The sequence below is a fragment of the Pseudomonas sp. stari2 genome (assembly GCF_040760005.1).
Classification (GTDB): Bacteria; Pseudomonadota; Gammaproteobacteria; order Pseudomonadales; family Pseudomonadaceae; genus Aquipseudomonas.
Map to the genome: position 1 here is coordinate 3873469 of NZ_CP099760.1, position 26497 is coordinate 3899965.

Below are 26497 nucleotides of genomic sequence, written 5' to 3' on the forward strand. Positions count from 1 at the left end.
GCCGCAACCCTTGGGTTGCGGCTTTTTCGTTTCAGGCTCGCCGATCAGTGAGCAAACAACGAATTGCCCTTCTGCCCCGCCAGTTTCTCCGGCTTGATCAGGAACTTGGCCAGTGCCGGCAGCAGCCACAGCGCACCGAACATGTTCCACAGCAGCATGAAGGTCAGCATCAGGCCCATGTCGGCCTGGAACTTGATCGCCGAGAAGATCCAGGTGCACACGCCGATGGCCAGGCACAGGCCGGTGAACAGTACCGCTTTACCGGTCGACTTCAGGGTCTGGTAATAGGCTTCCTGCAACGGCAGGCCGGCACGCAGGAAACTTTCCAGACGGCTGTAGATGTAGATGCCGTAGTCCACGCCGATCCCCACACCCAGCGCCACCACCGGCAGCGTCGCTACCTTCACGCCGATGCCCATGAACGCCATCAGCGCGTTGCCCAGCACCGAGGTCAGCACCAGCGGCAGCACGATGCACAGGGTCGCCGCCCAGGAACGGAAGGTGATCATGCACATCACCGCCACGCAGATGTACACCAGAATCAGGATGGTCAGTTCAGCCTGCTTGATGACTTCGTTGGTGGCTGCTTCGATCCCGGCGTTACCCGCCGCGAGTATGAATTCCAGACCGTCCTTGTTGTTGTCCCTGGCGAATTCCTGCACGGCTTTCACCGCACGGTCGAGGGTTTCAGCCTTGTGGTCGTTGAGGAACACCAGCACCGGCGCCAGCGAGCAACTGTTGTTGTACAGGCCATCGGCACGGGCGATGGAGTTGTTCAGCACGTCCGGGTTACGCGACAGGGTTTCCCATTTCAGGTTGCCCTCGTTCATGCCCTTGATCATCTGCTTGGACACGGTCACCAGCGAGATCGCCGACTGCACGCCCTCGGTGTTCTGCATCTTCCACATCAGCTCATCGATCGGCGCCATGGCTTCGTAGCGCGAACAGCCTTCGGACTTGGTCTTGACCATCACCACCAGTACGTCGGAGCTGGTGGAGTAGTTGTTGATGATGAAGTTGTTGTCCTTGTTGTAGCGCGAGTCCGGACGCAGTTCCGGCGCACCCTGGTCGAGGTCGCCGATCTTCAGGTTCTGGCTGTACCAGAGGCCGCCACCGAAGGCGATCAGCGCCAGCGCGATGGACACCGGTGCGACTTTCGGGCTGGCGAAATTCGACAGCAGGCGCCAAAACGGATGTTCGCGGTTCGCATCCTTCTTGCTCTTGGCGATGGCGCGCTTGCTGATGCCAACGTAGGAAATCGCCACCGGTAGCAGGATCAGGTTGGTGAACACGATCACCGCAACGCCGATGGACGCGCCGATAGCCAGTTCGCGGATCACGCCGATGTCGATGATCAGCAACGTGATGAAGCCCACCGCATCCGCGAGAATCGCGATCATCCCCGGCAGGAACAACTGCCGGAAGGTGCGCCGCGCGGCGGTCAGGGCGTTGTCCGCCTCGCTCGATTGCAGGGCAATACCGTTGATCTTCTGCACGCCGTGGGAAATCCCGATGGCAAAGATCAGGAACGGCACCAGCATCGAATACGGATCGAGGCCGAATCCGAAGAAGTGCATCAACCCCAGTTGCCAGACCACCGCCACCAGCGTGGTGCTCAACACCGCCACGGTACTGCGCAGGCAGTTGGTGAACCACAGCAGCAGGATCAGGGTGATGACGAAAGCGATGCCGAAGAACATCACCACCATCACCAGGCCATCGATCAGGTCCCCGACCTTCTTGGCGAAACCGACGATGTGGATCTTGACGTTGGGGTTCTGCGCCTCGAACTTGTTGCGGATCTTGTCCTCCAGTTCATGGGAGAACTGGCGGTAGTCCAGCGCCAGCAACTTGCCCTGGTCCTGCGGGTCGGGGTAGGACTCCAACAGCGGGATGTCGACGATGCTCGACTTGAAGTCGTTGGCCACCAGACGCCCGACCTGACCAGACTTGAGCACGTTGTTGCGCAGCATGTCGAGGCTGTCCTGGGAGCCGTCGTAGCTCTGCGGGATCACTTCACCGCCGGCGAAACCTTCCTCGGTCACTTCGGTCCAGCGCACGCTCGGGCTCCACAGCGATTTCAGGCCGGAGCGGTCGACGCCGGAGATGTAGAACACCTCGTCGTTGATCTGGCGCAGGGTCTCCATGTACTCCTTGGAGAAGATGTCACCGTCCTTGGCCTCCACCGAAATGCGCACGGTGTTGCCCAGGTTCGTCAGATCGTTGCGGTGCTCCATCATCTTCTCGATGAACGGATGCTTGAGCGGGATCATTTTTTCGAAACTGGTGGACGGCCGGATCAGCGTGGCCTGCCAGAACAGGAAAATGCTGACCAGCAGGCAGATCACGATCACTGCCGGGCGGTTGTTGAAGATCAGGCGTTCGAGGAACGTCGCCTTGTCCTGATGATGAGTGCTCAAGGAAGTCATAGCCCCGCCTTCTTATTATTGATTCGGCTCATTTGCCCAGCTCGGTGCCGTTTGGCGTGGTGGTGTGGACGCCACCCTGCCCGCTCAGGATCAGGTTGCCGTTGCCGGCGGCGGTGACCGACGACAGCGAGATGCGATCCGGGCGGTTGAACACGCTGAAGGTTTCACCGTTGTCGCTGCTGCTGATCACCGTGCCGCCGTTGCCGACGATGATGATGGAGCCGTCGTCGAGCCGCGTGGCACCGGACAGGCCGAACTCCAGCGCACCGCGCGCAGCCTTCAGTTCAACCTGCTGCCAGGTGCTGCCGAAATCGGTGGAGCGGTAGAGGTTGCCGCGCAGTCCGTAGGCCAGCAGCGTGGAAGGCTGGGCGGTGCCGATCACACCAAACAGCGAGCCTTGATACGGGCCGTCGATTTTTTCCCAGGTCTGGCCCCAGTCGGCGGAACGAAACATCGCGCCCTGCTCGCCCACAATGAACAGCCCGGCGTCCTTGACGGCGGCGATGGCGTTGAGGTGGAACTGGTCCTGGTTGTCGAGGCGGTCGCTGACGTCTTGCCAGTGCTTGCCGCCATCGGTGGTCTCGAACAATGCGCCGTAGGCACCCACGGCCAGGCCGTTGTTGAGGTCCTTGAACCAGAGGTCGAGCAGCGGCGATTCGCGCTTGAGGTCTTCGAACTGTTTGGTCCAGGTCTGACCACCGTCTTCACTGGCGAGGATCTGCGCGTCATGGCCGACAGCCCAGCCGTGCTTGTCATCGACGAAATACACGGCCGTCAGCAACTGGCGGCTCGGCACCTTGGCCTGGGTCCAGGACTTGCCCTGGTCGTCGGAATAGAGAATGTGCCCGCGATCCCCGACCGCCACCAGCCGGGATCCGGCGTGAACGACATCGAGCATCAGGCTTTTCGGGGCCTTGGCCGATTCGATGGCGTAGACCACGTCGGCGGGCGCTTCGGCAGCCAGGACAGGCGCCGACAAGGTGGCAAAGCCCAGCAGAGAGAGTGCTGTGGCCAGCAACGCGGTGTTGCGAAACGCCGGCGGGCGGCAACGACTCATAGACCTTCCCCTATTTATTATTGTTAGGCCATTCGGCCTTCAAGGGCGCCGCAAGCGTGCTCCGGCGGCGGTTGGTCAGAAGCATAGTCCTGAAACCCGCAATCCAGAGCCACTTCGGAAGCTGGCTCATCCTATCGGGCATTCGAAACGTCTGACAATCGGCGCAACGTTATCTTTTGTTAACCGAAAGGGATTACGTCGGCGGCTGAATGCGCGGGCATTCGTCCGACTGATGGAAGGGAATCTTGCGTGGGGGACTTGCACGATCGGTATTATGGTATACCATCAGACGCACAGACACTCTTTATCCCCTACGGAGCAGCTCATGAGTTTCGAAATTCGCAAGATCGTCAGCTATGTCGAAGAGACGTTCATTGAAGGCGGCAAAGCGGCCGACACGCCTGTAACCATGGCCGGCCTGGCCGTCGTGATGAAAAACCCGTGGGTCGGAAATGGCTTTGTCGAAGACCTCAAGCCGCAGATCCGAGCCAACTGCTCCGACCTCGGCGCGATGATGGTCGAGCGTCTGGTGGGCATCATCGGCGGCGCCGAGAAGATCGAGGCTTACGGCAAGGCTGCGGTGGTCGGTGCCGATGGCGAGATCGAACACGCCTCGGCGGTGATCCACACCCTGCGTTTCGGCAACCACTACCGCGAAGCGGTGAAGGCCAAGAGTTACCTGAGTTTCACCAACAAGCGTGGCGGTCCGGGCACTTCGATTCAGATCCCGATGATGCACAAGGACGACGAAGGCCTGCGCTCGCACTACATCACTCTGGAAATGCAGATCGAAGACGCCCCGCGTGCCGACGAAATCGTCGTGGTGCTCGGTTGTGCCGACGGAGGCCGCCTGCACCCGCGCATCGGTAACCGTTACATCGATCTTGAAGAACTGGCTGCCGAAAAAGCCCAGTAATCACAATAAAAAGGCATTGCAGGAGCGCTCCATGATTCGGCCTACCGCTGAACTCACCCCGGCCGGCACCAGTTATCTGGCGACCGGCCAAGGCCAACCCGTGGTGTTGATCCACGGTGTGGGCCTGAACAAAGAAATGTGGGGCGGCCAGATCGTTGGCCTGGCCACGCAATACCGGGTGATCGCCTACGACATGCTCGGCCATGGCGCCAGCCCGCGACCGGCCAGCGGCACCGCCCTGCTCGGTTATGCCGATCAGTTGCTGGAGCTGCTCGACCACCTGCAATTGCCCTTGGCATCAGTGATCGGTTTTTCCATGGGCGGTCTGGTGGCGCGGGCCTTTGCCCTGCATTACCCGGAGCGCCTGAAAAGCCTGGTGGTGCTCAACAGCGTGTTCAACCGCAGCGAAGAGCAGCGCGCCGGGGTCATCGCCCGCACCGCGCAGGCTGCCGAACATGGGCCGGACGCGAATGCCGAAGCGGCGCTGTCGCGCTGGTTCAGCCGTGAGTATCAGGCGGCCAACCCGGCGCAGATCGCCGCGATTCGCCAGACCCTGGCCGGCAATGACCCGCAGGGTTACCTGACCACCTACGAATTGTTCGCCACCCAGGACATGTACCGCGCCGACGATCTGGGCAGCATTCAGGCGCCGACGCTAATCGCCACCGGCGAGCTGGACCCCGGATCGACGCCGGAAATGGCCGAGCAACTGGCCGCGCGCATTCCCGGCGCGAAGGTTGCCGTGCTGCCCGAGCAACGGCATATGATGCCGGTAGAGTCGCCTCGGCTGGTGAACCAGACACTGCTGGAATTTCTCGAAACCGCACACGCCCGACAAAACCATATAAAGGGGATCGTTGCATGACACTCGCACGCTTCCAGATGTGCATCGGCGGAGAATGGGTCGACGCCCTCTCCGGCAAGACTTTCGAAAGCCTCAACCCTGCGCTGGCCGAGCCTTGGGCCGAACTGCCCGACGCCGATGAAGCCGATGTCGAACGCGCCGTGCAAGCCGCACAGACCGCCTTCGAAAGCCCGGCATGGCGTGGCCTGACCGCCACCGCTCGCGGCAAGCTGCTGCGTCGTCTCGGTGACCTGATCGCAGAAAACAAGGAACAACTGGCGCAGCTGGAAAGCCGCGACAACGGCAAACTGATCCGCGAAACTCGGGGTCAGGTCGGTTATCTGCCGGAGTTTTTCCACTACACTGCCGGCCTTGCCGACAAGCTCGAAGGCGGCACCCTGCCGCTGGACAAGCCCGACCTGTTTGCCTACACCGTGCACGAAGCCATGGGTGTGGTCGCCGCGATCATTCCGTGGAACAGCCCGCTCTATCTGACCGCGATCAAACTGGCGCCGGCGCTGGCAGCGGGCAACACCATCGTGATCAAGCCGTCGGAACACGCCTCGGCGACCATTCTGGAATTGGCGCGCCTGGCCCTCGAAGCCGGAATTCCACCGGGCGTGGTCAACGTCGTCACCGGTTACGGCCCGAGCACCGGCGCCGCCCTCACCCGTCATCCACTGATCCGCAAGATCGCCTTCACCGGCGGCGCGGCCACGGCCCGACATGTGGTGCGCAGCAGCGCCGAGAATTTCGCCAAGCTGTCGCTGGAACTGGGCGGCAAGTCGCCGAACATCATCTTCGCCGACGCTGATCTCGACAGCGCAATCAATGGTGCAATTGCCGGGATTTACGCGGCGTCCGGCCAGAGCTGCGTATCCGGTTCGCGACTGCTGGTGCAGGACGAAATCTACGACGAGTTCGTCAGCCGACTGGTGGAACGCGCCCGGCGCATCCGCATCGGTAACCCGCAGGATGACAGCAGCGAGATGGGCCCGATGGCTACCGCGCAGCAACTGGCGGTGGTTGAAGGTCTGGTGGCTGATGCCATCGCTGAGGGTGCGCGCCTGCGACTGGGTGGCAAGCGCCCGAGTGGCGTCGGTGACGGCTGGTTCTATGAACCGACGCTGTTCGAGTGCGACCGCAATTCGATGAAGATCATGCAGGAAGAAGTCTTTGGTCCGGTGGCCTCGGTGATTCGTTTCAAAGATGAAGCCGAAGCACTGGCGATTGCCAACGACTCGCAGTTCGGCCTCGCCGCCGGCATCTGGACCCGTGATCTGGGCCGCGCCCATCGCCTGGCCCGGGACGTGCGTTCGGGAATCATCTGGGTCAACACCTACCGCGCGGTGTCGGCGATGGCACCGATCGGAGGCTTCAAGAACAGTGGCTATGGACGCGAAAGCGGCATCGACTCGGTGCTGGCCTACACCGAACTGAAAACGGTGTGGATCAACCTCTCCCAGGCACCGATGCCTGATCCGTTTGTGATGCGCTAGGAGTCCAGCGACATGATCGAACCCGGCATTTACAAAGACGTCATGAGCTCGTTTCCGTCCGGGGTCACGGTGGTCACCACCCTCGACCCGGACGGCGGCATCGTCGGGATCACCGCCAGCGCCTTCAGTGCGCTGTCGATTGATCCGGCGCTGGTACTGTTCTGCCCCAACTACGCCTCCGACACCTACCCGGTGCTGCGCGACAGCAAGCGTTTCGCGATCCATTTGCTGTCCGCCGACCAGACCGCCGAGGCCTACGCTTTCGCTGGCAAAGGCAAGGACAAGGCCAACGGCATCGACTGGCATTTGAGCGAGCTCGGTAACCCGATCCTCGCCAAGGCCACGGCGATCATCGAGTGCGAGCTGTGGCGCGAATACGACGGCGGCGACCACGCGATCATCGTTGGCGCGGTGAAGAACCTGATCCTGCCGGAGCAACCGGTGACGCCGATGATTTATCACAAGGGCAAGCTCGGCGCGTTGCCGACACTGGGTTGAGCGGAGGACACATGAGCAACGAGAAATATGAGCAAGGCCTGAAGATCCGCACCCAGGTGCTCGGCAAAGACTATGTGCAGCGCTCGATCAAGAACGCCGACGACTTCAACCGCCCGCTGCAGGAAATGGTCACCGAATACTGCTGGGGCCATGTCTGGGGGCGCGAGGGCCTGTCGCTCAAGGAGCGCAGCATGATCAACCTGGCGATGATCTCCGCGCTGAACCGCCCGCACGAACTGAAACTGCATGTGCGTGGCGCCTTGCGTAACGGCCTGAGTCGTGAGCAAATACGCGAAATTCTGCTTCAGGTCGGTATTTATTGCGGCGTCCCGGCAGCCGTGGACAGTTTCCGGCTCGCCCGTGAAGCCTTCGCCGAAGCCGACGCCGAGGCCTCCAGTTAACCCCTCGGCTGTTTTGATGCCCGTCTGGCATGGACAGCCACCTTAAAGAGCGGACCCCATGAAACGCCTGCCACTCGACGACAGCTTCAAGGTCAATCGCAACCCCGTCACCCTGCGCGAAATCGTGCTGGATAAACTGCGAAGCGCCATCATGAACTTCCAGCTGCTACCGGGCGATCGCCTGGTGGAGCGCGATCTGTGCGATCGCCTGGGCGTGAGCCGTACGTCGGTCCGGGAAGCCTTGCGTCACCTGGAATCCGAAGGCCTGGTGGAGTTCGCCGACGCCAAGGGTCCGCGCGTGGCGATCATCACCCTCGCCGATGCCGTCGACATCTATGAACTGCGCTGCGTACTCGAAGGCCTGATCGTCCAGTTGTTCACCCTGCGCGCCAAGGCCAAGGACATCAAGGCCCTGGAAAAAGCCCTCGACGAGAACCGCAAGGCGCTCAAGGACGGCGAGTTGCAACAGGTGATCGACTCGGTGCAGGGTTTCTACGACGTGCTGCTGGAAGGCTCGGGCAACCATGTGGCGGCCACCCAGTTGCGTCAGTTGCAGGCGCGCATCAGCTACCTGCGAGCAACGTCGGTATCCCAGGAAAACCGTCGCGGCGCCAGTAATCACGAGATGGAAAAAATGGTCGAGGCGATCAAGAGCGGCGATCCGCTGGCGGCGCATCAGGCGTGCGTCGATCACGTTCGTGCGGCGGCGGCAGTGGCCCTCGATTACCTGAAGCGCAAACAGGAAGAAACCGGCGCCACACCGGCGATCACCCTGCCCATCGCGCTGAAAGAACCGCGCATAGGTCACTGACATGTTCAGCCCGAGCTTTTGCCCGAAATGCGGTGGCGCTGACCTTGGTCAGCAGGTGCCGCCGGGCGATACGCACGAGCGCCTGATGTGCCGCGGCTGCGGCTACATCCACTATGTGAACCCGAAAATCATCGCCGGCTGCATCATTGAGCAGGACGGCAAATACCTCTTGTGCCAACGGGCGATTCCTCCGCGCCCGGGCACCTGGACCCTGCCCGCCGGTTTCATGGAAAGCGGCGAAACCACCGAACAGGCCGCCCTGCGCGAAGTCTGGGAAGAAAGCGGCGTGCGCGCGGAAATCGTCTCGCCGTACTCGATCTTCAGCGTGCCGAAGATCAGCGAGGTCTACATCATCTTCCGCGCCCTCGCACTGGAAATCACCGGCCAATACGGCCCGGAAACCCAGGACTGCAAATTCTTCGCCCCCGAAGACATCCCGTGGGACCAGATCTACTACCCGGCGATCCGGCAGATCCTCGAACGCTACATCGAGGAACGCCAGGCCGGGGTGTATGGCATGTATATGGGTAATGACGACAGTGGCAAGATTCATTTCATGCGTTGATCAGCCGTCACTTGCAAGAGATACAGAGCCCGCCCGACTCTTCGGTCGATGTCTATTCAGTCCGGCATCGAACGAATGATGTCAGCCAGATCATCTTTGGTGATTTCATTGGCTTTGAGAGCAGCGAAGATGTCTTTCCTGGAGAGCGGGAAACGCTTGAAAATGTCTTTCAAGGTATCGGCATCAATATTGGCCAGCCAAAGAGGATCGATAAAAGAACCGCCATATTCAGGCTTCATTGGGGTTTCTTCGTGGGCAATGGCACCTTTGTGATTCAGATACACCACATAACGATCGTGCCCTTCAGGAAAGCTTTTATCGTGATAAAGCGTTGTTCCCATCGGCAGGACATAGTAATTGTCATCGCCACCTTGCCCTTCGATCAGCAGTGGTTCTTGGGTTTTAACCATCTCCAGATCGCGTCCCTTCGCACTGTTCCCCAAAATCAGAAAAGCCAGAAAGACCGCATTTACCAATAGAGCAGCCACTAGCCAGAGACCCACTCGCGTACCTGTAAACATTCCTTTTGTCATGCGCATCAATATTCCCTTAGAGCAACCCGTGCAAAACCGCAGGCATTAAATCCCATCCGGCAGGCGATCTCCTGATCCAGAAAAAAACAAAAGATCGCGGCCATGTTCGATTCTGTGGTTCCTGCGGGTTTACAGGCAAGACGTTACGGCGCCATCCCTTCGACAATAACGATCTCCGCCCTCGCCCACTCCTCCCGGTAGCACTTCGCTTCCTGATACGCCGCCGAGCGATAGCACGCCACCGCCTGCTCGTAACTGTCGAACTCGATCACCACACTGCGCTGCGGCGTCGTCCGGCCTTCCATCGCTTCGCTGCGCCCGCCTCTCGCCAGAAACTTCGCACCAAACTCGGCGAACGCTTTCGGCGCGCGCTGGGTGTATTGGCTGTAGTGATCGGGATCGGTGATGTCCACGTGAGCAATCCAGTACGCCTTCATAGTGACCTCTTGGTTGAATTTGTATTATGGTATACCACGAATTTCATCCACATCGAGAGTCCAGCATGGCCTTCAACAGCATCGAAGAAATCATCGAAGATTATCGCCTCGGCAAAATGGTGTTGCTGGTCGATGACGAAGACCGGGAAAACGAAGGCGACCTGCTACTGGCCGCCGACCGTTGCACGCCCGAAGCGATCAGTTTCATGGCTCGTGAGGCTCGGGGGCTGATCTGCCTGACGTTGACCGACGATCACTGCCAGCGCCTGGGGCTGGAGCAGATGGTACCGAGCAATGGCAGCGTGTTCAGCACCGCGTTCACAGTTTCCATTGAAGCGGCGGTCGGCGTGACTACCGGGATTTCCGCCGCTGACCGCGCTTGTACGGTGGCCGCTGCGGTGGCGCCAAATGCTCGCGCAGAAGACTTGGTGCAACCCGGCCATATCTTCCCGCTGCGCGCCAAGGAAGGTGGCGTGCTGACCCGTGCCGGCCACACCGAGGCCGGTTGCGATCTGGCGCGTCTGGCGGGTTTCACCCCGGCCTCGGTGATCGTCGAGGTGATGAACGACGACGGCACCATGGCCCGTCGTCCGGATCTGGAAGTCTTTGCGCGCAAGCACGGGATCAAGATCGGCACCATCGCCGACCTGATCCACTATCGCCTGAGCACCGAACACACCATCGAACGCATCGGCGAACGGGAATTGCCGACGGTGCATGGCACCTTCCGTTTGATCACCTTCGAAGACCGCATCGAGGGCGGCGTACACATGGCGATGGTCATGGGTGAATTGCGCCGTGAGGAACCGACGCTGGTGCGTGTGCATGTGATCGACCCGCTGCGGGATCTGGTCGGCGCCGAGTACAGCGGGCCGACGAACTGGACGCTGTGGGCAGCGCTGCAACGGGTCGCCGCCGAAGGCCATGGCGTGGTCGTGGTGCTGGCCAATCATGAGTCGTCGCAGGCGTTGCTGGAGCGGGTGCCGCAACTGACACAGCCGCCACGGCAGTTCAGTCGTTCGCAATCGCGGATCTATTCGGAGGTTGGCACCGGGGCGCAGATTCTGCAGAACCTGGGCGTCGGCAAGCTGCGCCACCTGGGCCCGCCGCTGAAATACGCCGGTTTGACTGGCTACGATCTGGAAGTGGTCGAGAGCATTCCGTTCACCGAATAACCCTGTTTGCCAGATAGCCGGTAAGGCAAAGTGCTTGCACAAAGTTTGGAATACCATAATATGATATTCCATAGACCGGACGACCTGAAAAACCGTCCAGCTACTGCTCCCGACAGGCGGGCAACAACGCAAGCCCGCTCAAAAACACAACAATGAGGGCGTAAAAATGGTGTTGAACAAAGCTGCAACCGCGATCTTTCTTGCGGGACTGCTGAGCGTGACCGGTCAGGCCGCGATGGCCGCCGAGAGTGTGAACTTTGTCAGCTGGGGCGGTAGCACCCAGGATGCGCAGAAACAGGCTTGGGCTGATCCGTTCAGCAAGGCCAGCGGCATCACCGTCGTGCAGGACGGCCCGACCGACTACGGCAAACTCAAGGCCATGGTCGAAAGCGGCAACGTTCAATGGGACGTGGTCGACGTCGAAGCCGATTTCGCCCTGCGCGCCGCGTCCGAGGGCCTGCTCGAACCCCTCGATTTCAAACAGATCCAGCGCGACAAGATCGACCCACGCTTCGTCAGCGACTATGGCGTCGGCTCGTTCTTCTTCTCCTTCGTCCTCGGCTATAACGAGGGCAAACTCGGCGCCAACAAGCCGCAGGACTGGAGCGCACTGTTCGACACCAAGACCTACCCCGGCAAACGCGCCCTGTACAAATGGCCGAGCCCCGGCGTGCTTGAACTGGCCCTGCTCGCCGACGGCGTACCGGCCGACAAGCTCTACCCGCTGGACCTGGATCGCGCCTTCAAGAAACTCGACACCATCAAGAAAGACATCGTCTGGTGGGGCGGCGGCGCGCAATCGCAGCAACTGCTGGCCTCCGGTGAAGCGAGCATGGGCCAGTTCTGGAACGGCCGGATTCACGCCCTGCAAGAAGACGGCGCACCGGTGGGCGTGAGCTGGAAACAGAACCTCGTAATGGCTGACATTCTGGTCGTGCCAAAGGGCTCGAAAAACAAGGACGCGGCGATGAAGTTCCTGGCCAGCGCCAGCAGTGCCAAGGGTCAAGCGGACTTCTCCAACCTGACCGCCTATGCCCCGGTCAACGTCGACAGTGTGCAGCGTCTGGACTCGACGCTGGCCCCGAACCTGCCGACTGCCTACGCTAAGGATCAGATCACTCTTGATTTCGCGTACTGGGCCAAGAATGGCCAGTCCATCGCGACACGGTGGAACGAATGGCTGGTCAAATGAAAATGGCGGCCACCGCGTCCCGTCCCTCCACTGCCACCGGGAGCGCCGCCAGCGCTGCCGGGTCGGCCGCCGGAAAAAAGGCCAGTACGATGGCGCCAGCCCCGTCCCTCAAGCAACGCTGGCGCGGCGCCGGCAACCTCGCGCCGGCGCTGCTGTTCCTCGGCCTGTTCTTTCTCGCGCCGTTGATTGGCCTGCTGTTGCGCGGCGTGCTGGAACCGGTGCCGGGCCTTGGTAACTACGAACAACTGTTCGCCAACTCGGCTTACGCACGGGTGCTGTTCAACACCTTCTCGGTGGCAGGACTGGTGACGGTGTTCAGCCTGTTGCTGGGCTTTCCGCTGGCATGGGCGATCACTCTGGTGCCGCGCGGCTGGGGCCGCTGGATCCTCAACATCGTGCTGCTGTCGATGTGGACCAGTCTCCTCGCCCGCACCTATTCGTGGCTGGTGCTGTTACAGGCTTCGGGCGTCATCAATAAAGCCTTGATGGCCATGGGCATCATCGATCAGCCGCTGGAAATGGTGCACAACCTGACCGGCGTGGTGATCGGCATGAGCTACATCATGATCCCGTTCATCGTGCTGCCGTTGCAGGCGACCATGCAGGCCATCGACCCGATGATCCTGCAGGCCGGCTCGATCTGTGGCGCGAGCCCGTGGACCAACTTCTTCCGGGTGTTCCTGCCGCTGTGCCGGCCGGGTCTGGCGTCCGGCGGGTTGATGGTGTTCGTGATGTCGCTCGGTTACTACGTCACCCCGGCGCTGCTGGGCGGGGCGCAGAACATGATGCTGCCGGAGTTCATCATTCAGCAGGTGCAGTCGTTCCTCAACTGGGGCCTGGCCAGCGCCGGCGCCGCGTTGCTGATCGTCATCACGCTGGTGCTGTTCTACGTCTACCTGAAGCTGCAGCCGGAATCCCCGGTTGGCGCCAGTAACGCGAGGTAAGCCGAGATGCTCCTGACCCCCAATGCCATGAGCCGCCGGATGCGCTTCGGCCTGTACGCCACCACCGGGCTGATCGCGCTGTTTCTGCTGCTGCCGATCGTTTTTATTGTCCTGCTGTCGTTCGGCTCGTCCCAGTGGCTGGTATTCCCGCCGCCGGGCTGGACGCTGAAATGGTACGGCCAGTTCTTCTCCAACGCCGACTGGATGAACGCAGCGGCAGCCAGCCTCAAGGTTGCGGTACTGACCACGATCTGCGCCGTGGCCCTAGGTTTGCCGACTGCTTTTGCCCTGGTGCGCGGACGCTTCCCCGGCCGGGAAATGCTCTACGGCCTGTTCACCCTGCCGATGATCGTGCCGCTGGTGATCATCGCCGTGGCGGTGTACGCGCTGTTCCTCAAGCTCGGCTACACCGGGACGATGTTCGCCTTCGTCGTCAGCCATGTGATCGTTGCGCTGCCGTTCACCATCATCTCGATCATCAACTCGCTGAAGCTGTTCGATCAGTCGATTGAAGATGCGGCGGTGATCTGCGGGGCGTCACGCCTGCAAGCGGTGTTCAAGGTGACCTTTCCGGCGATTCGTCCGGGGATGGTGGCCGGCGCCCTCTTCGCTTTCCTGGTTTCGTGGGACGAAGTAGTGCTGAGCGTGATGATGGCCAGCCCGACCCTGCAAACCCTTCCCGTGAAAATGTGGACCACCCTGCGCCAGGACCTGACGCCCGTGATCGCCGTCGCCTCGACGCTGCTGATCGGCCTGTCGGTATTGGTCATGGTGATCGCCGCCGCGCTGCGCCGGCGCAACGAAATCAGCGCCTGAGCGCCAGGAGTACGACATGAGTGCCGTGATCAAAGACGCATCCCAGCAGAACGACAAACCCCTGGTCAGCCTGCGCAACCTGAACAAGCACTACGGCGATTTCGCCGCCGTGGACAACATCTCGCTGGACATCAAGGACGGCGAGTTCCTGACCTTTCTCGGCTCCAGCGGCTCGGGCAAAAGCACCACACTGTCGATGCTCGCCGGGTTCGAAACCCCGAGCAGCGGCGAGATCCTGGTCAACGGCCAGTCGCTGGTCAACGTGCCGCCGCACAAGCGCGACATCGGCATGGTGTTCCAGCGTTACTCGCTGTTCCCGCATCTGTCGGTGCGCGACAACATCGCGTTCCCGCTGGCGATCCGCAAACTCGCGGCGGCCGAGCGTGACAAACGTGTCGACGCGATGCTGAAACTGGTGCAACTGGAGCAGTTCGCCCATCGCCGCCCTTCGCAACTGTCCGGCGGCCAGCAGCAACGGGTCGCCATCGCCCGGGCGCTGGTTTACGAGCCACGCATCCTGTTGATGGACGAACCCCTCGGCGCGCTGGACAAGAAACTTCGTGAAGATTTGCAGGATGAATTGCGCCAACTGCACCGCCGCCTCGGCATCACCATCGTCTACGTGACCCACGATCAGGAAGAAGCCATGCGCCTGTCCCAGCGCATCGCGATTTTCAGTCACGGCAAGATTGTCGGGCTCGGCAGCGGTTATGACCTGTACCAGAATCCGCCGAATGCATTTGTGGCGTCGTTCCTCGGCAACTCGAACTTCCTCAAGCTCAAGGCACAGGGCAACGGCGCGGCGAGTTTTGAAGGGCAGTCGCTGTCGATTCGCCTGACTGCCGGATTGCAGACCGGGCAGGATGTTTTGCTGATGGTGCGCCCGGAAAAGGCGTTGGCGTTGAGTGTGCAGCAGGCGAATGACGAGCCGTTGGCGGCGGGTTGGAACGAAGTTTCGGCGAAGGTGGTCGAGGTGCTGTTTCTGGGTGAGAGCCAGACCTGCAGTGTGGTGACTTCCGGCGGGACTTCGATGACGGTGAAGGCGCTGTCGGCGGCGGGGATGCCGTTGAAGGCTGGCGATCCGGTGCAGGTGCGCTGGGCGACGTCTGATGCCTGCGTCTACACCGAGTGGGCCGAAAGCGATCTGAACAAAGCCGCGGGTGCTCACTGACCTGCGGACGTTTCGCGTGTTACTTGCGGCCACCGCAACGTCGGGTTGCGGTGGCCTTTTTTTCAAGCGATGGCCGTAAAACCTTCGATCTGATCAGGCCAGGTCGTCAACACCTCAAACCCGTCCTCCGTCACCGCCACCATGTGTTCCCACTGCGCCGACAGCGAGCCATCCTTGGTCAGCACGGTCCAGCCATCCGGCATGTTCTTCACATGGCGCTTGCCGGCATTGAGCATCGGCTCAATGGTGAAGATCATCCCCGCTTTCAGCTTCAGGCCCTGATTCGGGTAGCCGTAATGCAGCACTTGCGGCTCATCGTGATAGACCTTGCCGATCCCGTGCCCGCAGTATTCGCGCACCACGCTGAAACCTTCCCTTTCCGCCAGACTTTGAATCGCATGACCGATGTCACCCAGGGTGGCGCCCGGACGCACCACGCGAATACCGGCGCACATGGCCTCATAGGTGGTCTTGATCAGATGCTGCGCCTCGGCTGAAGCCTCGCCGACCACGTACATGCGGCTGGTGTCACCGAACCAGCCGTCCTTGATCACGGCGATGTCGAGGTTGAGGATGTCGCCATCCTTCAAAGGCGTGCCCGATGGAATGCCGTGACAGACCACGTCGTTGACCGACGCGCAGACGGTTTTCGGGAAGCCGTGATAACCGACGTTGGCCGGAATGGCTTTCTGCACATTGACGATGTAGTCGTTGCACAAGCGGTCGAGTTGATCAGTGGTAACGCCAGCCTTGACGTGCGGCACCAGCATCGCCAGTACCTCGGCTGCCAGTTGGCCGGCCACGCGGGATTGGGCGATTTCAGCCCGGGTATTGATCTTGATCGGGTTTCTCATGCCTTGGCTGCCTCTTGAACCGGGATGTTCTGCGCGGCATCGGCCAAGGCACAGATTTGTTGCAGATCCAGACCACCCGCCAGCTCGGCGCGAATCAGCAACCGGCAAATGGCGTGGTGATCAAGGTCGGGATAGAGCTCGGCGAGCATGCCGATGCGCATCCAGTGCTCGGCCTGCGCGTTGATCGAGCGGCTCAGTGCGTTGCTGGAGATGCGCAGATTCTCGTGCATGTCCTCTGAAATCTTTACGATGCCCATGACAAAATCCGATATGGAATATATATGGAACGTATATTAATCGGGCATTCCTTAGAATTGCAAATTTCGCTGACGAGTCAAATCGCAGGCAAAAAAAAGCTGCCAGAGTTGGCAGCCAAAATCATGAAAAGCACGCGATGTATTGAGGGCAAGTATGGACACCCGATAATGACAGTGTCATGACAGCGCTAGATTCATTGAACCGCCCTCCGCGCGTCATCAGGTTGTCATTGAAGCCATTGCAGAATCCTCGCAAACCGCCCGGGCCTGGGGCGGTGGATTTTGCAAGGATTCCCATGAAAGAAGACGCCTCGGTATTTGCTGCCATCGATCTCGGTTCGAATGCGTTTCGAATGATGATCGGCCAGTCGGTCCGCAGCAGAAAGGGCTTCATGATTCAGGAAGTGAAAACCTTGCGTGAACCGGTGCGGCTGGCCGAGGGATTCGATGGCCGGGCGCTCGACGAAATGGCGCTGGATCGCGGCTGGCAGGCCTTGGCGCGGTTCGGCAAAAAGCTGCGCGGATTCGAGCAGGGCCCTGAGCGCCCGCTACTTTCGCAATGGCGAGATTTCCCCCGGAGCCCTTCAAGAGGCTGAGCGTGTGGCCATCCTGCAATTCGAGAAAGTCGCCCGCCGCTATCGCGCCCAGGGCTGGCAGCAGACCATCGGCTCCTCGGGCACGGCACGGATGTTGGCCAAAGTGCTCAAGGCCAATCGCCTGAACGACTACGGTCATGGCGGCATCACCTACGGCGGCCTGTTGCGGCTGTCGCTTCGCCTGCTGGAAGTCAGCAATGTGCGGCAACTGAAACTCGCCGGTCTGCAGCCCCATCGTCAGAGCATCCTGCCCGGCGGTCTGGTGGTCATGCTCGCCGCCTTCAAGGTGTTCGGCATCGCGCAAATGCAGCCGTCGGAAACCGGTTTGAGGCTGGGTGTTCTGCACGGCCTTATGAGCAACCACTGATCGGTTTTCGCAGCCGGATATTCATCGTCAGATCAAGCTGTTCATGCCGCTGAAGACGCCCTTTGAATACTCGATGACGCCTCTGTGTAAACCTCGGTAAATCGCTCCCTTCCCCTCTCTGATTTCGTTCTATGGTTAGATCGAAATGGCTGAATTGCACGCTGACTAATGGTTGCGACAGTTGATGTCTGCGCCTATGTTGCACGCGAGCTTTTCCCCCGCGAATGGAACGCGATCAACACCACAAAGAGGTGAAGAAATGTCAAAGGAATCACGCCCTGCCGTACTTGGGCTGATCGGCAATACTCCGCTGGTACAAGTCACCCGCTTCGATACCGGTCTGTGCACTCTGTTTCTCAAGCTCGAATCCCAGAACCCCGGCGGCTCGATCAAGGATCGTATCGGCCTGGCGATGATCGACGCCGCCGAGCGCGACGGTCGCCTGCAACCCGGTGGCACCATCGTTGAAGCCACTGCCGGCAACACCGGCCTGGGCCTGGCATTGGTAGGCCGCGCCAAGGGCTACCGCGTCGTGCTGGTGGTGCCGGACAAGATGTCCACGGAAAAAGTCCTGCACCTCAAGGCCATGGGCGCCGAAGTGCACATCACCCGCTCCGATGTCGGCAAGGGCCACCCCGAGTATTACCAGGACGTCGCCGCCCGTCTGGCGAAAGACATCCCCGGCGCATTCTTCGCCGACCAGTTCAACAACCCCGCCAACCCGCTGGCCCACGAATGCAGCACCGCGCCGGAAATCTGGGCGCAAACCGAGCATGATCTGGATGCCATCGTGGTCGGCGTCGGTTCCGCCGGTACGCTGACCGGCCTGACCCGTTTCTTCAAACGCGTACAACCAGACCTCGAGATGGTCCTGGCCGACCCGGTCGGTTCGGTCATGGCTGAATACAGCCGCAGCAAGCACCTCGGCACTGCCGGTTCGTGGGCGGTGGAAGGCATCGGCGAAGACTTCATTCCGTCGATCACCGACCTGTCGAGCGTGCGCAGCGCCTACTCGATCAGCGACGAAGAAAGCTTCGATCACGCCCGCCAGTTGCTGCGTTCCGAGGGCATTCTCGGTGGTTCGTCCACCGGCACCCTGCTCGCTGCCGCGCTGCGTTACTGCCGTGAGCAGACTGTGCCGAAACGTGTGGTCAGCTTCGTCTGCGACACCGGTACTCGCTACCTGTCGAAGGTCTACAACGACCAGTGGATGACCGATCAGGGCCTGTTGCAGCGCAAACGCTACGGCGATTTGCGCGACCTCATTGCCCGTCGCTTCGAAGACGGCAAAGTGGTCAGCGTCGGCCCGGACGACACCCTGATGACCGCGTTCCAACGCATGCGCCTGGCGGATGTTTCGCAACTGCCGGTGCTGGTGGAAGGCAAACAACTGGTCGGCGTGATCGACGAATCGGACATCCTGGTGCGCGTACACGAAGATGCCACGCTCTTCAGCAAACCCGTCGCCAGCGCGATGACGGACAAACTGCAAACCCTCGCCCCCGCCGCGACCCTGGCTGAACTGGAAGCCGTGCTCAGCAGCGGCCTGGTGGCGATCATTGCCGACGCCTCGGGCTTCCACGGCCTGATCACCCGCGTCGACATGCTCAACCAACTACGGAGATCCCTTGCATGAGTCAGCACGACAAGAACGCCCGCCCGCAGGGTTTCGCCACTCGCGTGATCCACGCCGGACAAACGCCGGACCCGACCACCGGCGCGCTGATGCCGCCGATCTACGCCAACTCCACCTATCTGCAAGACAGCCCCGGCGTGCACAAGGGGTTCGACTACGGCCGCTCGCACAACCCGACGCGTTTTGCCCTGGAGCGTTGCGTGGCGGATCTGGAGGGTGGCACTCAGGCGTTTGCCTTCGCGTCCGGGCTGGCGACCATTTCCACCGTGCTCGAACTGATCGACGCCGGGTCGCACATCGTCTCCGGCAATGACTTGTATGGCGGAACGTTCCGCCTGTTCGACAAGGTGCGCCAGCGCAGCGCCGGGCATCGTTTCAGTTACGTCGACCTGGCCGACCTGTCGGCGTTCGAAGCATCGTTGCAAGACGACACACGCATGGTCATGGTCGAAACCCCGACCAACCCGTTGCTGAGTCTGTCCGACCTCGCCGCCATCGCGCGCATCTGCAAGGCGCGCGGGATCATCTGCGTGGCCGACAACACCTTCGCCAGCCCGTGGATCCAGCGTCCGCTGGAACTGGGTTTCGACATCGTGCTGCACTCGACCACCAAATACCTGAACGGTCACTCCGACGTGATCGGCGGCATCGCGGTGGTTGGCGACAATCCTGCGCTGGCCGAGCGCCTGGGCTTCCTGCAGAACGCTGTCGGCGCCATCTCGGGCCCGTTCGACGCTTTCCTCACCCTGCGCGGCGTGAAGACACTGGCGCTGCGCATGGAACGTCATTGCAGTAACGCACTGGATCTGGCTCGCTGGCTGGAACAACAGCCTCAGGTGAAGCGCGTCTACTACCCTGGCCTGGAATCCCATCCGCAGCACGAACTGGCCAGGCGTCAGATGCGTGGTTTCGGCGGGATGATTTCCCTGGATCTGAACAGTGATCTGGCAGGCGCTCGCCGCTTCCTGGAGAACGTGCAGATTTTCGCCCTGGCCGAAAGCCTCGGCGGTGTGGAAAGCTTGATCGAGCACCCGGCGATCATGACTCACGCGACCATCCCGGCCGAAACCCGTGCCAAGCTTGGCATCGGTGACAGCCTGGTGCGTCTGTCGGTGGGCGTCGAGGATATCGAAGACCTGCGGGCGGATCTGGCGCAGGCCCTGGCCAGTATCTAATCCGCAAAAACGTCAAAGCCCGCACGAGGCGGGCTTTGGTGTTTGAGTAGGCGGCCAGTGCTGGTCTCTGGCTTACGAGGTTTATCAGGACTCCCACAGTACAGGCAATGTGCTCTGCTGCTTCACACGGCATAAGGGCTGGAACCCAGCGCGGGGTTCTTTCTAACCGTGTACCCTTCGGAACGCGCCCAACGCCTCCTCGCTATCCGCTTGCGCATCAGTCTGCGTCTTCGCCTACATTCTTGAGCCTAGCAAACACGCTGTGTTGCGCTACGCGTTTTTTAGATTGATTGTTTTCTAGCGTTTGCCTGCAAGAAAGCTAACCGACTATCGCCTTCAAGGCCCTTCCTCCTGCCACCCGCCGAGGGCGAACTATACTTTTGAATTCGCTGTCCGGATTTCATGTAAACCGTCGACACCCGTGCGCCTTGTGGTGCGCCCGTGCCAATCGCCAATCTGGTTAACCCCGGGCCAACGAGCCGCGCCGTCACCGATGTTCGACGGGCAATGCTCGGATGCTTTGTGGCTGATGGGTCGTGGAGAAAATCATGAAACACAAGCTTTGGTCAGGCCTGGTCCTGGCGGTCGCGGCAATGATGGTGGTGATGCCCGAAGTCTGGGCGGCGCAGGCGCAGGCTGTGGCATCTGACGGGGCGGATCATGTGGGTGCAGGTTCGGTAGCCTCGGATGGCTCGGATCACGTTGGCGCCAAAGCCGTCGCATCTGACGGTGCCGATCATGTGGGCGCTGGGGCCGTCGCCTCTGATGGGGCCGATCACGTGGGCGCTGGGGCCGTCGCTTCCGATGGGGCCGATCACGTGGGCGCTGGGGCCGTCGCCTCTGATGGGGCCGATCACGTGGGTGCCGGCACAGTCGCTTCCGATGGGGCCGATCACGTGGGCGCTGGGGCCGTCGCCTCTGATGGGGCCGATCACGTGGATGCCGGCGCAGTCGCTTCCGATGGGGCCGATCACGTGGGTGCCGGCGCAGTCGCTTCCGATGGGGCCGATCACGTGGGCGCTGGGGCCGTCGCCTCTGATGGGGCCGATCACGTGGGCGCTGGGGCCGTCGCTTCCGATGGTGCCGACCACGTGGGCGCCGGCGCAGTCGCCTCCGATGGCGCAGACAAGGTGGACGCCAGACGGCTCGCCTACTCTCGCCGTGGCGTGGGCTCCGATCAGGTAGCGTCCGCCCTCATGACCGGCAGCTATTCAGACCAGTTCAACAGTCCTCAGTAGTGCTTTTTGGCGCGACCGGCGGCCCGCCGGTTGCGCCGCACTAGCACATTTGTGCTAATCGACCACCCCGTTCCCTGGCGTTATATTCCCTCGCAACCCCCGACATTCCCCAACATTGCCGCTGCGCAGTGCGCGGGATCGTTGTGCCTGGAAAAACAACAACATCAAGGAAGCAACACCATGAAACTGCATCTCTGCCTCACCAGAATCACCGTCCTGGGTGCCCTGCTCCTCGGCGCCACCGGTTGCCAGACCGCCAAGCCCACCGAAGACAGCATGCGCGAACGGGCCCAGACCGTCATCGGCAAGCCTGTTTCCAAAATCGGCAACATCCGCAACGACAGCACCCTGACCTACTACACCGCCTACACCGCCGCCGGCGAATACAACTGCGAACTGCCCAGTGGCGCAATCATCGCGGTCGCCAGCATGGGCATCATGACGCCTCCGCTGTCCTGCCTGCCCAAAGGCGCGTCGCCGATTCCGGTCCAGTAAACCGTTACACCGCCTTCTCATCCGGTAAAGGATTCCGTTAGATCATGAAAACACTCATCGCCACTCTCAGCCTCGCCGCCGTCGTGCTCACCGGCTGCGCCACACCGAAACAATGGGAAGCCACCGGCGGCAGCAAGACCGATGGCGTCGTCCAGGTTTCCTATGAACTGGGCCAGTTCGAAAGCGGGCAAACCTCCGCTGCACAGGGGCTGGCCACGGCCGAAGGACGCTGCAAAGTCTGGGGCTACAAGAGCGCCGAAGTCTCCGGCTCGGAGAAAAATATCTGCCGCACCATGGGCCAGTACAACTGCCTGCAAACCACCATCACGCAGGACTATCTGTGTAAGCGCTGACCGCTTCGGTCTGCCGGTCGCGCAGCGCACGCAAGGTCGCGCGCAGCTCGGCCGGGCGTACCGGTTTGGAAAGAATAGCTATCTGGCGGTCATGCAGGGCCGCCTGGATTTTCTCGATGTCGTGCCCGGTGATGATCATGGCCGGCACCGCAAAACCCCGCTGACGGCGAACTTCGTCGATGCACTCGATACCGGTGCTGTGCGAGCCGAGATCATAGTCGGCAACGATGATGTCGCAATCGGTGACCAGCCCCTGCCCCGTCAGTTCGGCCTGCACGACACAGCCCCAGCGCTCCAGCAACGCCGAGGTCGCCAGCAGAACGTTATGGTCATCCTCCACCAGACACACCTTCAACCCCGTCAGCAATCCGACTTGACGAACCTCGTCGCGACTGACCGGCAACTGCGGTGCCGCCCGTGACAACCCCTGCAGCGTCACAGCCGTGCCATGCCCCAGCCGCGAGCGAATCAACACATCGACACCGATCATCTGCCCCAGCCGCTTGACGATCGACAGGCCCAGCCCCACGCCTTCAACGTCCTTGTCACGCAATTGACGGGCCCGATAAAACTCCTCGAAAACCCTGGGCAGATGCTCCTCGGCGATGCCGCTGCCACGGTCATACACCACGATGGCCAACCCCGCGCCCTTTCTACGCACGCCCACCAGCACCGGCCGCTGCGCGCCATATTTGAAGCAGTTGGAAAGCACGTTCTGCACCATGGTCGCCAACAGGGCCGGGTCGGTGCGCACCCAATGCTCGAAGCGGTGCAGGCGCAGATCGACCCCGGCCCAACGCGCGGCTTCGGCATTCTGACGAATCAGTTCCGTCAGCCACTGCCCCAGCTCCAGCGTTTGCATCCTGGGTTGAACCCGGCCGTTATCGAGGGTGTACAGATCGAGGATCGAGCGGAAAAGCTGCGACACGTTGAGCAGCGACCGGTCGATATTGTCCACCAGCCGCCGCTCTTCCTCGCCCAGCCGCGACTCGCGAAGACACGCGGTAAACAGGCCGATGGAGTGGATCGGCTGGCGCAGGTCGTGACTGGCCTGGGCCAGGAATCGCGATTTCTCCAGATTCGCCGCGACGGCCTCTTCAGAGGCCTTGCGCGTGCGCTCCAGCAGCAAGTGCGCGTACACCGGAATCACCGTGCTGGTGATCATCAGCATCAGCACCATGAACGGTTGCGCCTGCCAGTACGGCGTCAACCGATAGACCGCCAACAGTGCCAGCAAGGCCAGCACCGTGGCAATCGCCAGATAGCGCGAGCCGTAGCGCATGCCGTTACCGAGGTTGACCCAAACCATGACGGCATAGATGGGCAGCGCCGCCTCGCCACCGACCACCAGACCAAAGCAGGTGCCGGTGTAATCGTGGACCATGCCGAAAATCCGCCGCGCCGGATAATGCCCCGGCCAACGCACGATGGCCTGGCGCAGCCCGACGGAGGCCAGCAAAAACAGGGCAATGTAAGTGACGACCGGCAGATAGGTATCGAAGTGCTGGTCCGGCAGGAAACCGAGCACGGTCATGTAAACCAAGGCGATACTGGCGATGATGATGCGCAGGTTAGCCTGGTCGAGCTCGGTGTTCTTCTCGAACTTCATGGGGAACGTCCTTGTGCGGTAATCGTCAGATTCAGCACGAATCGACAGGCAATGCCTTCGCCCGGTGCTAAGGTGCACGCCGTGAGCAATGCCTACCCAGGGAGGGTTGTGCCATGACATGCCGAATCATCATAGCCGACGATCATCCGCTGTTTCGCGAAGCGATGCTGCGCACGGTTCAGCGCCTGCTGCCTGAAGCACTGATCGACGAAGCCGGCGACCTCGACAGCGTGCTCGCCCTGCTGCCTTCCGGTGATGAGCCGGACACCTTGATCCTCGATCTGCGCTTCCCCGGCCTGACTTGCGTCAGCCAGCTCGGTGAGCTGCGCCGACGTTTGCCGCGTACCACGCTGATCGTGGTGTCGATGGTGGATGACGAGGCGCTGATCGGCGAAGTCATGTCAGCGGGCATCGACGGTTTCATCGGCAAGAACATCGCCCCCGATGAAATCGGCGAGGCCATCCTGGCGATCCGCGAAGGCGAAGTGCTGGTGAAGTTCGCCCCGTCGGGCCTGCTGCCACTGGAAACCGGCGCCGCCCTCACCCCGCGCCAGCAGGATGTCCTGCGGCTGATCGCCCAGGGCAAGACCAACAAGGAAATCGCCCGTGAGCTGGATATTTCCCCGTTCACGGTGCGGATTCATGTGTCGTCGTTGTTGCGGGTGCTCAACGTGCCATCGCGAGCTGCGGCGGCAGTCAAGTATTCCGGTGCGGGTTAGTGTCCGCAGCCGTGATTACGGATCAACCTGTGCCATCAGTTCCTGCACCGACTCCTGGCGTTTCGCATAACGCTGCGCCAGCACCGCACAGACCATCAACTGGATCTGGTGAAACAACATCAGCGGCAGGATCAGCACACCGATCGTGCTACCGGCGAACAACACCTGGGCCATCGGCACACCGGTGGCCAGGCTCTTTTTCGAGCCGCAGAACAGGATGGTGATGCGATCTTCCAGGTTGAAGCCAAACAGCTTGCCCAGTAGCGTCGACGCCAGCAGCACTAGCCCCAGCAGGATGCAGCAGGCCACCACCAGCCCCAGCAGGTCGATGACCGGGATCTGATGCCAGATGCCTTCGTTCACCGCCTCGCTGAACGCGCCATAGACCACCAGCAGAATCGAACCCTGATCGACGAACTTCAGCCAGTTCTTGTTGCGACCGACCCAGGCGCCGATCCAGCGACGGGCGATCTGACCGGCGATGAACGGCAGCAGCAGTTGCACGCTGATTTTCAGGATCGCGTCGACGGTCGAACCGCCGTCACCATGCACGTTCAGCAACAACGTCACCAGCAACGGTGTGAGAAAGATCCCGAACAGGCTGGACGCCGCCGCACTGCAAATTGCAGCCGGAATATTGCCCCGGGCCAGCGACGTGAAAGCAATCGCCGACTGCACCGTGGCCGGCAATGCGCAGAGGTAAAGCATGCCCATGTACAGGTTGTCACCGATCATCGGCGACAACAGCGGTTTGAGCGCCAGCCCCAGCAGCGGGAACAGGACAAAGGTCAGGCTGAACACCAACAGATGCAGGCGCCAGTGACCGGCGCCAGCAATGATCGATTCGCGGGAAAGCTTGGCGCCGTGCAGGAAAAACAGCAGCGCAATTGCAATGTTGGTCAGCCAGCCGAAGCCGACCGCGACCTGGCCGCTGGCGGGCAGGAAGCTGGCAAGCAGCACCACGGCGACGAGGGTCAGGGTGAAGTTGTCGGGCAGGAATCTTGGGCGCGTCATGGTTTGTTCATCCGGGGGTTGCCAGTACGTGGAAGCGACTCTAACGTGACTGGAAATTACCGACTAACGCCGAAGAGCCGCAAGATGCCGCCAAAAGGACACGACAAGAGCGTCAGACGCAGCATCCCCGGGCTGCCGAGCCTGCCGCGCCCGTTGTACGGACGCACCGAATCGCTGCCCAATCGCGCCCTGACCCGCCGCCACAGTCATCCGTGGGTGCAATTGTCCTACGCGATCCAGGGCGTGCTCGAAGTGCAGACCGCCGTCGGTCGTTTCGTTGCGCCGCCGGAGCGGGCCGTGTGGATTCCTGCGGGCGTGCCGCATCGGGTATTCAGTTCGCCGCACACGGAAATGCGCAGCCTGTACATCGATTGCAGCGTGGCGGGTTGGGCGCTGGAGCGCTGTCATGTGCTCGGCGTCAGCGATCTTTTGCGTGAGTTGATCCGGGCCTTCAGTCAGATTCCTGTCGAGTATGACCAGAGCGGCCCTCACGGACGCTTGGCACAGGTGATCCTCGATCAATTGGCCGAGGCCCCGCAAATCGACCTGATGCTGCCACTGCCTCAGGACATCCGCCTGCGGCAGATTTATCAAAGTCTCGAGCAACATCCGGAACAGCAGACCACACTCAGTCACTGGAGCGAAAAGTTCGGCGTGACCGAGAAAACCCTCAGCCGGCTGTTCCTGCGCGATACCGGCCTGACTTTTCGCGCATGGCGCCAGCGCTTGCGTCTGCTGGGAGCGCTGACGCCGCTGGAGCGTGGCGAACGGGTCACCGAAGTGGCTCTGGCCTGCGGTTATGATTCGACATCGGCGTTCATCGCAGCCTTTCGCCAGCAGTTCGGCGAGACGCCCGGAGAATTTTTTCGCTGATTTTTGTCGATATTTATCGAATT

27 protein-coding genes and 1 pseudogene are annotated in these 26497 nt (G+C 61.2%); 19 read left to right on the plus strand and 9 right to left on the minus strand.

Translation table 11 applies throughout. The features are described from left to right. Positions 1 to 44: 44 nt before the first annotated feature. Together NH234_RS17495 and NH234_RS17500 are read right to left on the minus strand one after the other, a co-directional pair. Entirely contained in the window at positions 45 to 2429 is a 2385-nt protein-coding gene (locus NH234_RS17495) for an RND family transporter (RefSeq protein ID WP_085731886.1), read from the minus strand. A 28-nt stretch (positions 2430 to 2457) separates the two neighbouring features. Continuing rightward, positions 2458 to 3486, minus strand: a complete 1029-nt coding sequence (locus NH234_RS17500) for a WD40/YVTN/BNR-like repeat-containing protein (protein ID WP_367253586.1) — start codon at positions 3484 to 3486, stop codon at positions 2458 to 2460. 325 nt (positions 3487 to 3811) lie between these two features. Here NH234_RS17500 and NH234_RS17505 point away from each other — a divergent pair, with 325 nt between their 5' ends. The 7 genes from NH234_RS17505 to NH234_RS17535 are packed head-to-tail and all read left to right on the plus strand — an operon-like array spanning position 3812 to position 9020. After that, on the plus strand, positions 3812 to 4402 hold the full coding sequence (locus NH234_RS17505; RefSeq protein ID WP_085731888.1) for an amino acid synthesis family protein: 591 nt from the start codon (positions 3812 to 3814) through the stop codon (positions 4400 to 4402). 31 nt (positions 4403 to 4433) lie between these two features. Continuing rightward, positions 4434 to 5267 (plus strand): alpha/beta fold hydrolase, encoded by an 834-nt coding sequence (locus tag NH234_RS17510; protein WP_085731889.1) that lies wholly within the window; start codon positions 4434 to 4436, stop codon positions 5265 to 5267. After that, positions 5264 to 6745 carry an aldehyde dehydrogenase gene (locus NH234_RS17515; protein WP_085731890.1) on the plus strand — a complete coding sequence of 494 codons (1482 nt, stop codon included), beginning with the start codon at positions 5264 to 5266 and terminating at the stop codon, positions 6743 to 6745. Before NH234_RS17510 ends, NH234_RS17515 begins: the two co-directional genes overlap by 4 nt. A gap of 12 nt (positions 6746 to 6757) precedes the next feature. Continuing rightward, complete coding sequence (locus tag NH234_RS17520; RefSeq protein ID WP_096820064.1) at positions 6758 to 7243, plus strand: flavin reductase family protein; 486 nt, start codon at positions 6758 to 6760, stop codon at positions 7241 to 7243. Between the two features lie 11 nt (positions 7244 to 7254). Further along, positions 7255 to 7644 carry a carboxymuconolactone decarboxylase family protein gene (locus tag NH234_RS17525; RefSeq protein ID WP_085731892.1) on the plus strand — a complete coding sequence of 130 codons (390 nt, stop codon included), beginning with the start codon at positions 7255 to 7257 and terminating at the stop codon, positions 7642 to 7644. Between the two features lie 58 nt (positions 7645 to 7702). Next, complete coding sequence (locus NH234_RS17530) at positions 7703 to 8455, plus strand: GntR family transcriptional regulator (protein WP_085731893.1); 753 nt, start codon at positions 7703 to 7705, stop codon at positions 8453 to 8455. Between the two features lies 1 nt (position 8456). Next, entirely contained in the window at positions 8457 to 9020 is a 564-nt protein-coding gene (locus NH234_RS17535) for an NUDIX hydrolase (RefSeq protein ID WP_367253587.1), read from the plus strand. 56 nt (positions 9021 to 9076) lie between these two features. Here the strand turns inward: NH234_RS17535 and NH234_RS17540 are convergent, their stop codons facing one another. Both NH234_RS17540 and NH234_RS17545 read right to left on the minus strand, forming a co-directional pair. Then, a complete protein-coding gene (locus NH234_RS17540) occupies positions 9077 to 9559 on the minus strand; it encodes a hypothetical protein (protein ID WP_367253589.1) in 483 nt (160 codons plus the stop codon). Between the two features lie 137 nt (positions 9560 to 9696). Further along, the gene (locus tag NH234_RS17545) at positions 9697 to 9990 is read right to left on the minus strand and encodes a DUF1330 domain-containing protein (RefSeq protein ID WP_367253590.1); all 294 of its coding nucleotides are present in this window, start codon (positions 9988 to 9990) and stop codon (positions 9697 to 9699) included. Between the two features lie 65 nt (positions 9991 to 10055). Here NH234_RS17545 and ribBA point away from each other — a divergent pair, with 65 nt between their 5' ends. From ribBA to NH234_RS17570, 5 genes are all read left to right on the plus strand, one after another. After that, complete coding sequence (gene ribBA, locus NH234_RS17550; RefSeq protein ID WP_085711338.1) at positions 10056 to 11165, plus strand: bifunctional 3,4-dihydroxy-2-butanone-4-phosphate synthase/GTP cyclohydrolase II; 1110 nt, start codon at positions 10056 to 10058, stop codon at positions 11163 to 11165. A gap of 166 nt (positions 11166 to 11331) precedes the next feature. Continuing rightward, a complete protein-coding gene (locus tag NH234_RS17555; protein WP_367253591.1) occupies positions 11332 to 12357 on the plus strand; it encodes an ABC transporter substrate-binding protein in 1026 nt (341 codons plus the stop codon). Next, entirely contained in the window at positions 12354 to 13301 is a 948-nt protein-coding gene (locus NH234_RS17560) for an ABC transporter permease (protein WP_085731897.1), read from the plus strand. Before NH234_RS17555 ends, NH234_RS17560 begins: the two co-directional genes overlap by 4 nt. Before the next feature lie 6 nt (positions 13302 to 13307). Further along, positions 13308 to 14117 (plus strand): ABC transporter permease, encoded by an 810-nt coding sequence (locus tag NH234_RS17565; protein WP_085711341.1) that lies wholly within the window; start codon positions 13308 to 13310, stop codon positions 14115 to 14117. A 16-nt stretch (positions 14118 to 14133) separates the two neighbouring features. Further along, positions 14134 to 15288, plus strand: a complete 1155-nt coding sequence (locus NH234_RS17570) for an ABC transporter ATP-binding protein (protein WP_367253594.1) — start codon at positions 14134 to 14136, stop codon at positions 15286 to 15288. A gap of 62 nt (positions 15289 to 15350) precedes the next feature. On the opposite strand, the gene map is transcribed toward NH234_RS17570, so the two are convergent. Both map and NH234_RS17580 read right to left on the minus strand, forming a co-directional pair. Continuing rightward, positions 15351 to 16142, minus strand: a complete 792-nt coding sequence (map, locus tag NH234_RS17575; RefSeq protein WP_367253595.1) for a type I methionyl aminopeptidase — start codon at positions 16140 to 16142, stop codon at positions 15351 to 15353. After that, positions 16139 to 16399, minus strand: a complete 261-nt coding sequence (locus tag NH234_RS17580) for a ParD-like family protein (protein WP_085731900.1) — start codon at positions 16397 to 16399, stop codon at positions 16139 to 16141. Before NH234_RS17580 ends, map begins: the two co-directional genes overlap by 4 nt. Before the next feature lie 296 nt (positions 16400 to 16695). Here NH234_RS17580 and NH234_RS17585 point away from each other — a divergent pair. The 3 genes and pseudogenes from NH234_RS17585 to NH234_RS17595 all read left to right on the plus strand — a co-directional run bounded on the left by NH234_RS17585 (position 16696) and on the right by NH234_RS17595 (position 20173). After that, positions 16696 to 17362, plus strand: a pseudogene (locus tag NH234_RS17585) (hypothetical protein). 259 nt (positions 17363 to 17621) lie between these two features. Then, complete coding sequence (locus NH234_RS17590; RefSeq protein WP_085711346.1) at positions 17622 to 18998, plus strand: pyridoxal-phosphate dependent enzyme; 1377 nt, start codon at positions 17622 to 17624, stop codon at positions 18996 to 18998. Next, a complete protein-coding gene (locus NH234_RS17595; protein WP_085731901.1) occupies positions 18995 to 20173 on the plus strand; it encodes a cystathionine gamma-synthase in 1179 nt (392 codons plus the stop codon). The genes NH234_RS17590 and NH234_RS17595 overlap by 4 nt, the downstream gene beginning before the upstream one ends. Positions 20174 to 20739: 566 nt before the next feature. Here the strand turns inward: NH234_RS17595 and NH234_RS17600 are convergent. Then, positions 20740 to 21264, minus strand: coding sequence for a hypothetical protein (locus NH234_RS17600; RefSeq protein WP_367253598.1), 525 nt, complete (start codon positions 21262 to 21264; stop codon positions 20740 to 20742). A 327-nt stretch (positions 21265 to 21591) separates the two neighbouring features. Here NH234_RS17600 and NH234_RS17605 point away from each other — a divergent pair, with 327 nt between their 5' ends. Both NH234_RS17605 and yecR read left to right on the plus strand, forming a co-directional pair. Further along, complete coding sequence (locus NH234_RS17605) at positions 21592 to 21906, plus strand: hypothetical protein (protein ID WP_085731902.1); 315 nt, start codon at positions 21592 to 21594, stop codon at positions 21904 to 21906. Between the two features lie 44 nt (positions 21907 to 21950). Then, complete coding sequence (gene yecR / locus NH234_RS17610) at positions 21951 to 22259, plus strand: YecR family lipoprotein (RefSeq protein ID WP_007950440.1); 309 nt, start codon at positions 21951 to 21953, stop codon at positions 22257 to 22259. Here the strand turns inward: yecR and NH234_RS17615 are convergent. Continuing rightward, the gene (locus NH234_RS17615) at positions 22231 to 23868 is read right to left on the minus strand and encodes a hybrid sensor histidine kinase/response regulator (RefSeq protein ID WP_367253601.1); all 1638 of its coding nucleotides are present in this window, start codon (positions 23866 to 23868) and stop codon (positions 22231 to 22233) included. The two genes, yecR and NH234_RS17615, sit on opposite strands and share 29 nt — an antisense overlap. Positions 23869 to 23981: 113 nt before the next feature. Between NH234_RS17615 and NH234_RS17620 the strand changes: the two genes are divergently transcribed. Continuing rightward, on the plus strand, positions 23982 to 24587 hold the full coding sequence (locus NH234_RS17620) for a LuxR C-terminal-related transcriptional regulator (RefSeq protein WP_367253604.1): 606 nt from the start codon (positions 23982 to 23984) through the stop codon (positions 24585 to 24587). 15 nt (positions 24588 to 24602) lie between these two features. On the opposite strand, the gene NH234_RS17625 is transcribed toward NH234_RS17620, so the two are convergent. Beyond that, positions 24603 to 25601 carry a bile acid:sodium symporter family protein gene (locus NH234_RS17625; protein ID WP_265814171.1) on the minus strand — a complete coding sequence of 333 codons (999 nt, stop codon included), beginning with the start codon at positions 25599 to 25601 and terminating at the stop codon, positions 24603 to 24605. An 84-nt stretch (positions 25602 to 25685) separates the two neighbouring features. Between NH234_RS17625 and NH234_RS17630 the strand changes: the two genes are divergently transcribed. Beyond that, complete coding sequence (locus NH234_RS17630; RefSeq protein WP_367253606.1) at positions 25686 to 26474, plus strand: helix-turn-helix transcriptional regulator; 789 nt, start codon at positions 25686 to 25688, stop codon at positions 26472 to 26474. Positions 26475 to 26497 lie beyond the last annotated feature (23 nt).

Coding starts and splice junctions, on each gene's coding strand:
- NH234_RS17495 (WP_085731886.1), bottom strand. CDS start 2,429: ATGACTTCCTTGAGCACTCATCATCAGGACAAGGCGACGTTCCTCGAA.
- NH234_RS17500 (WP_367253586.1), bottom strand. CDS start 3,486: ATGAGTCGTTGCCGCCCGCCGGCGTTTCGCAACACCGCGTTGCTGGCC.
- NH234_RS17505 (WP_085731888.1), top strand. CDS start 3,812: ATGAGTTTCGAAATTCGCAAGATCGTCAGCTATGTCGAAGAGACGTTC.
- NH234_RS17510 (WP_085731889.1), top strand. CDS start 4,434: ATGATTCGGCCTACCGCTGAACTCACCCCGGCCGGCACCAGTTATCTG.
- NH234_RS17515 (WP_085731890.1), top strand. CDS start 5,264: ATGACACTCGCACGCTTCCAGATGTGCATCGGCGGAGAATGGGTCGAC.
- NH234_RS17520 (WP_096820064.1), top strand. CDS start 6,758: ATGATCGAACCCGGCATTTACAAAGACGTCATGAGCTCGTTTCCGTCC.
- NH234_RS17525 (WP_085731892.1), top strand. CDS start 7,255: ATGAGCAACGAGAAATATGAGCAAGGCCTGAAGATCCGCACCCAGGTG.
- NH234_RS17530 (WP_085731893.1), top strand. CDS start 7,703: ATGAAACGCCTGCCACTCGACGACAGCTTCAAGGTCAATCGCAACCCC.
- NH234_RS17535 (WP_367253587.1), top strand. CDS start 8,457: ATGTTCAGCCCGAGCTTTTGCCCGAAATGCGGTGGCGCTGACCTTGGT.
- NH234_RS17540 (WP_367253589.1), bottom strand. CDS start 9,559: ATGCGCATGACAAAAGGAATGTTTACAGGTACGCGAGTGGGTCTCTGG.
- NH234_RS17545 (WP_367253590.1), bottom strand. CDS start 9,990: ATGAAGGCGTACTGGATTGCTCACGTGGACATCACCGATCCCGATCAC.
- ribBA (WP_085711338.1), top strand. CDS start 10,056: ATGGCCTTCAACAGCATCGAAGAAATCATCGAAGATTATCGCCTCGGC.
- NH234_RS17555 (WP_367253591.1), top strand. CDS start 11,332: ATGGTGTTGAACAAAGCTGCAACCGCGATCTTTCTTGCGGGACTGCTG.
- NH234_RS17560 (WP_085731897.1), top strand. CDS start 12,354: ATGAAAATGGCGGCCACCGCGTCCCGTCCCTCCACTGCCACCGGGAGC.
- NH234_RS17565 (WP_085711341.1), top strand. CDS start 13,308: ATGCTCCTGACCCCCAATGCCATGAGCCGCCGGATGCGCTTCGGCCTG.
- NH234_RS17570 (WP_367253594.1), top strand. CDS start 14,134: ATGAGTGCCGTGATCAAAGACGCATCCCAGCAGAACGACAAACCCCTG.
- map (WP_367253595.1), bottom strand. CDS start 16,142: ATGAGAAACCCGATCAAGATCAATACCCGGGCTGAAATCGCCCAATCC.
- NH234_RS17580 (WP_085731900.1), bottom strand. CDS start 16,399: ATGGGCATCGTAAAGATTTCAGAGGACATGCACGAGAATCTGCGCATC.
- NH234_RS17590 (WP_085711346.1), top strand. CDS start 17,622: ATGTCAAAGGAATCACGCCCTGCCGTACTTGGGCTGATCGGCAATACT.
- NH234_RS17595 (WP_085731901.1), top strand. CDS start 18,995: ATGAGTCAGCACGACAAGAACGCCCGCCCGCAGGGTTTCGCCACTCGC.
- NH234_RS17605 (WP_085731902.1), top strand. CDS start 21,592: ATGAAACTGCATCTCTGCCTCACCAGAATCACCGTCCTGGGTGCCCTG.
- yecR (WP_007950440.1), top strand. CDS start 21,951: ATGAAAACACTCATCGCCACTCTCAGCCTCGCCGCCGTCGTGCTCACC.
- NH234_RS17615 (WP_367253601.1), bottom strand. CDS start 23,868: ATGAAGTTCGAGAAGAACACCGAGCTCGACCAGGCTAACCTGCGCATC.
- NH234_RS17620 (WP_367253604.1), top strand. CDS start 23,982: ATGACATGCCGAATCATCATAGCCGACGATCATCCGCTGTTTCGCGAA.
- NH234_RS17625 (WP_265814171.1), bottom strand. CDS start 25,601: ATGACGCGCCCAAGATTCCTGCCCGACAACTTCACCCTGACCCTCGTC.
- NH234_RS17630 (WP_367253606.1), top strand. CDS start 25,686: ATGCCGCCAAAAGGACACGACAAGAGCGTCAGACGCAGCATCCCCGGG.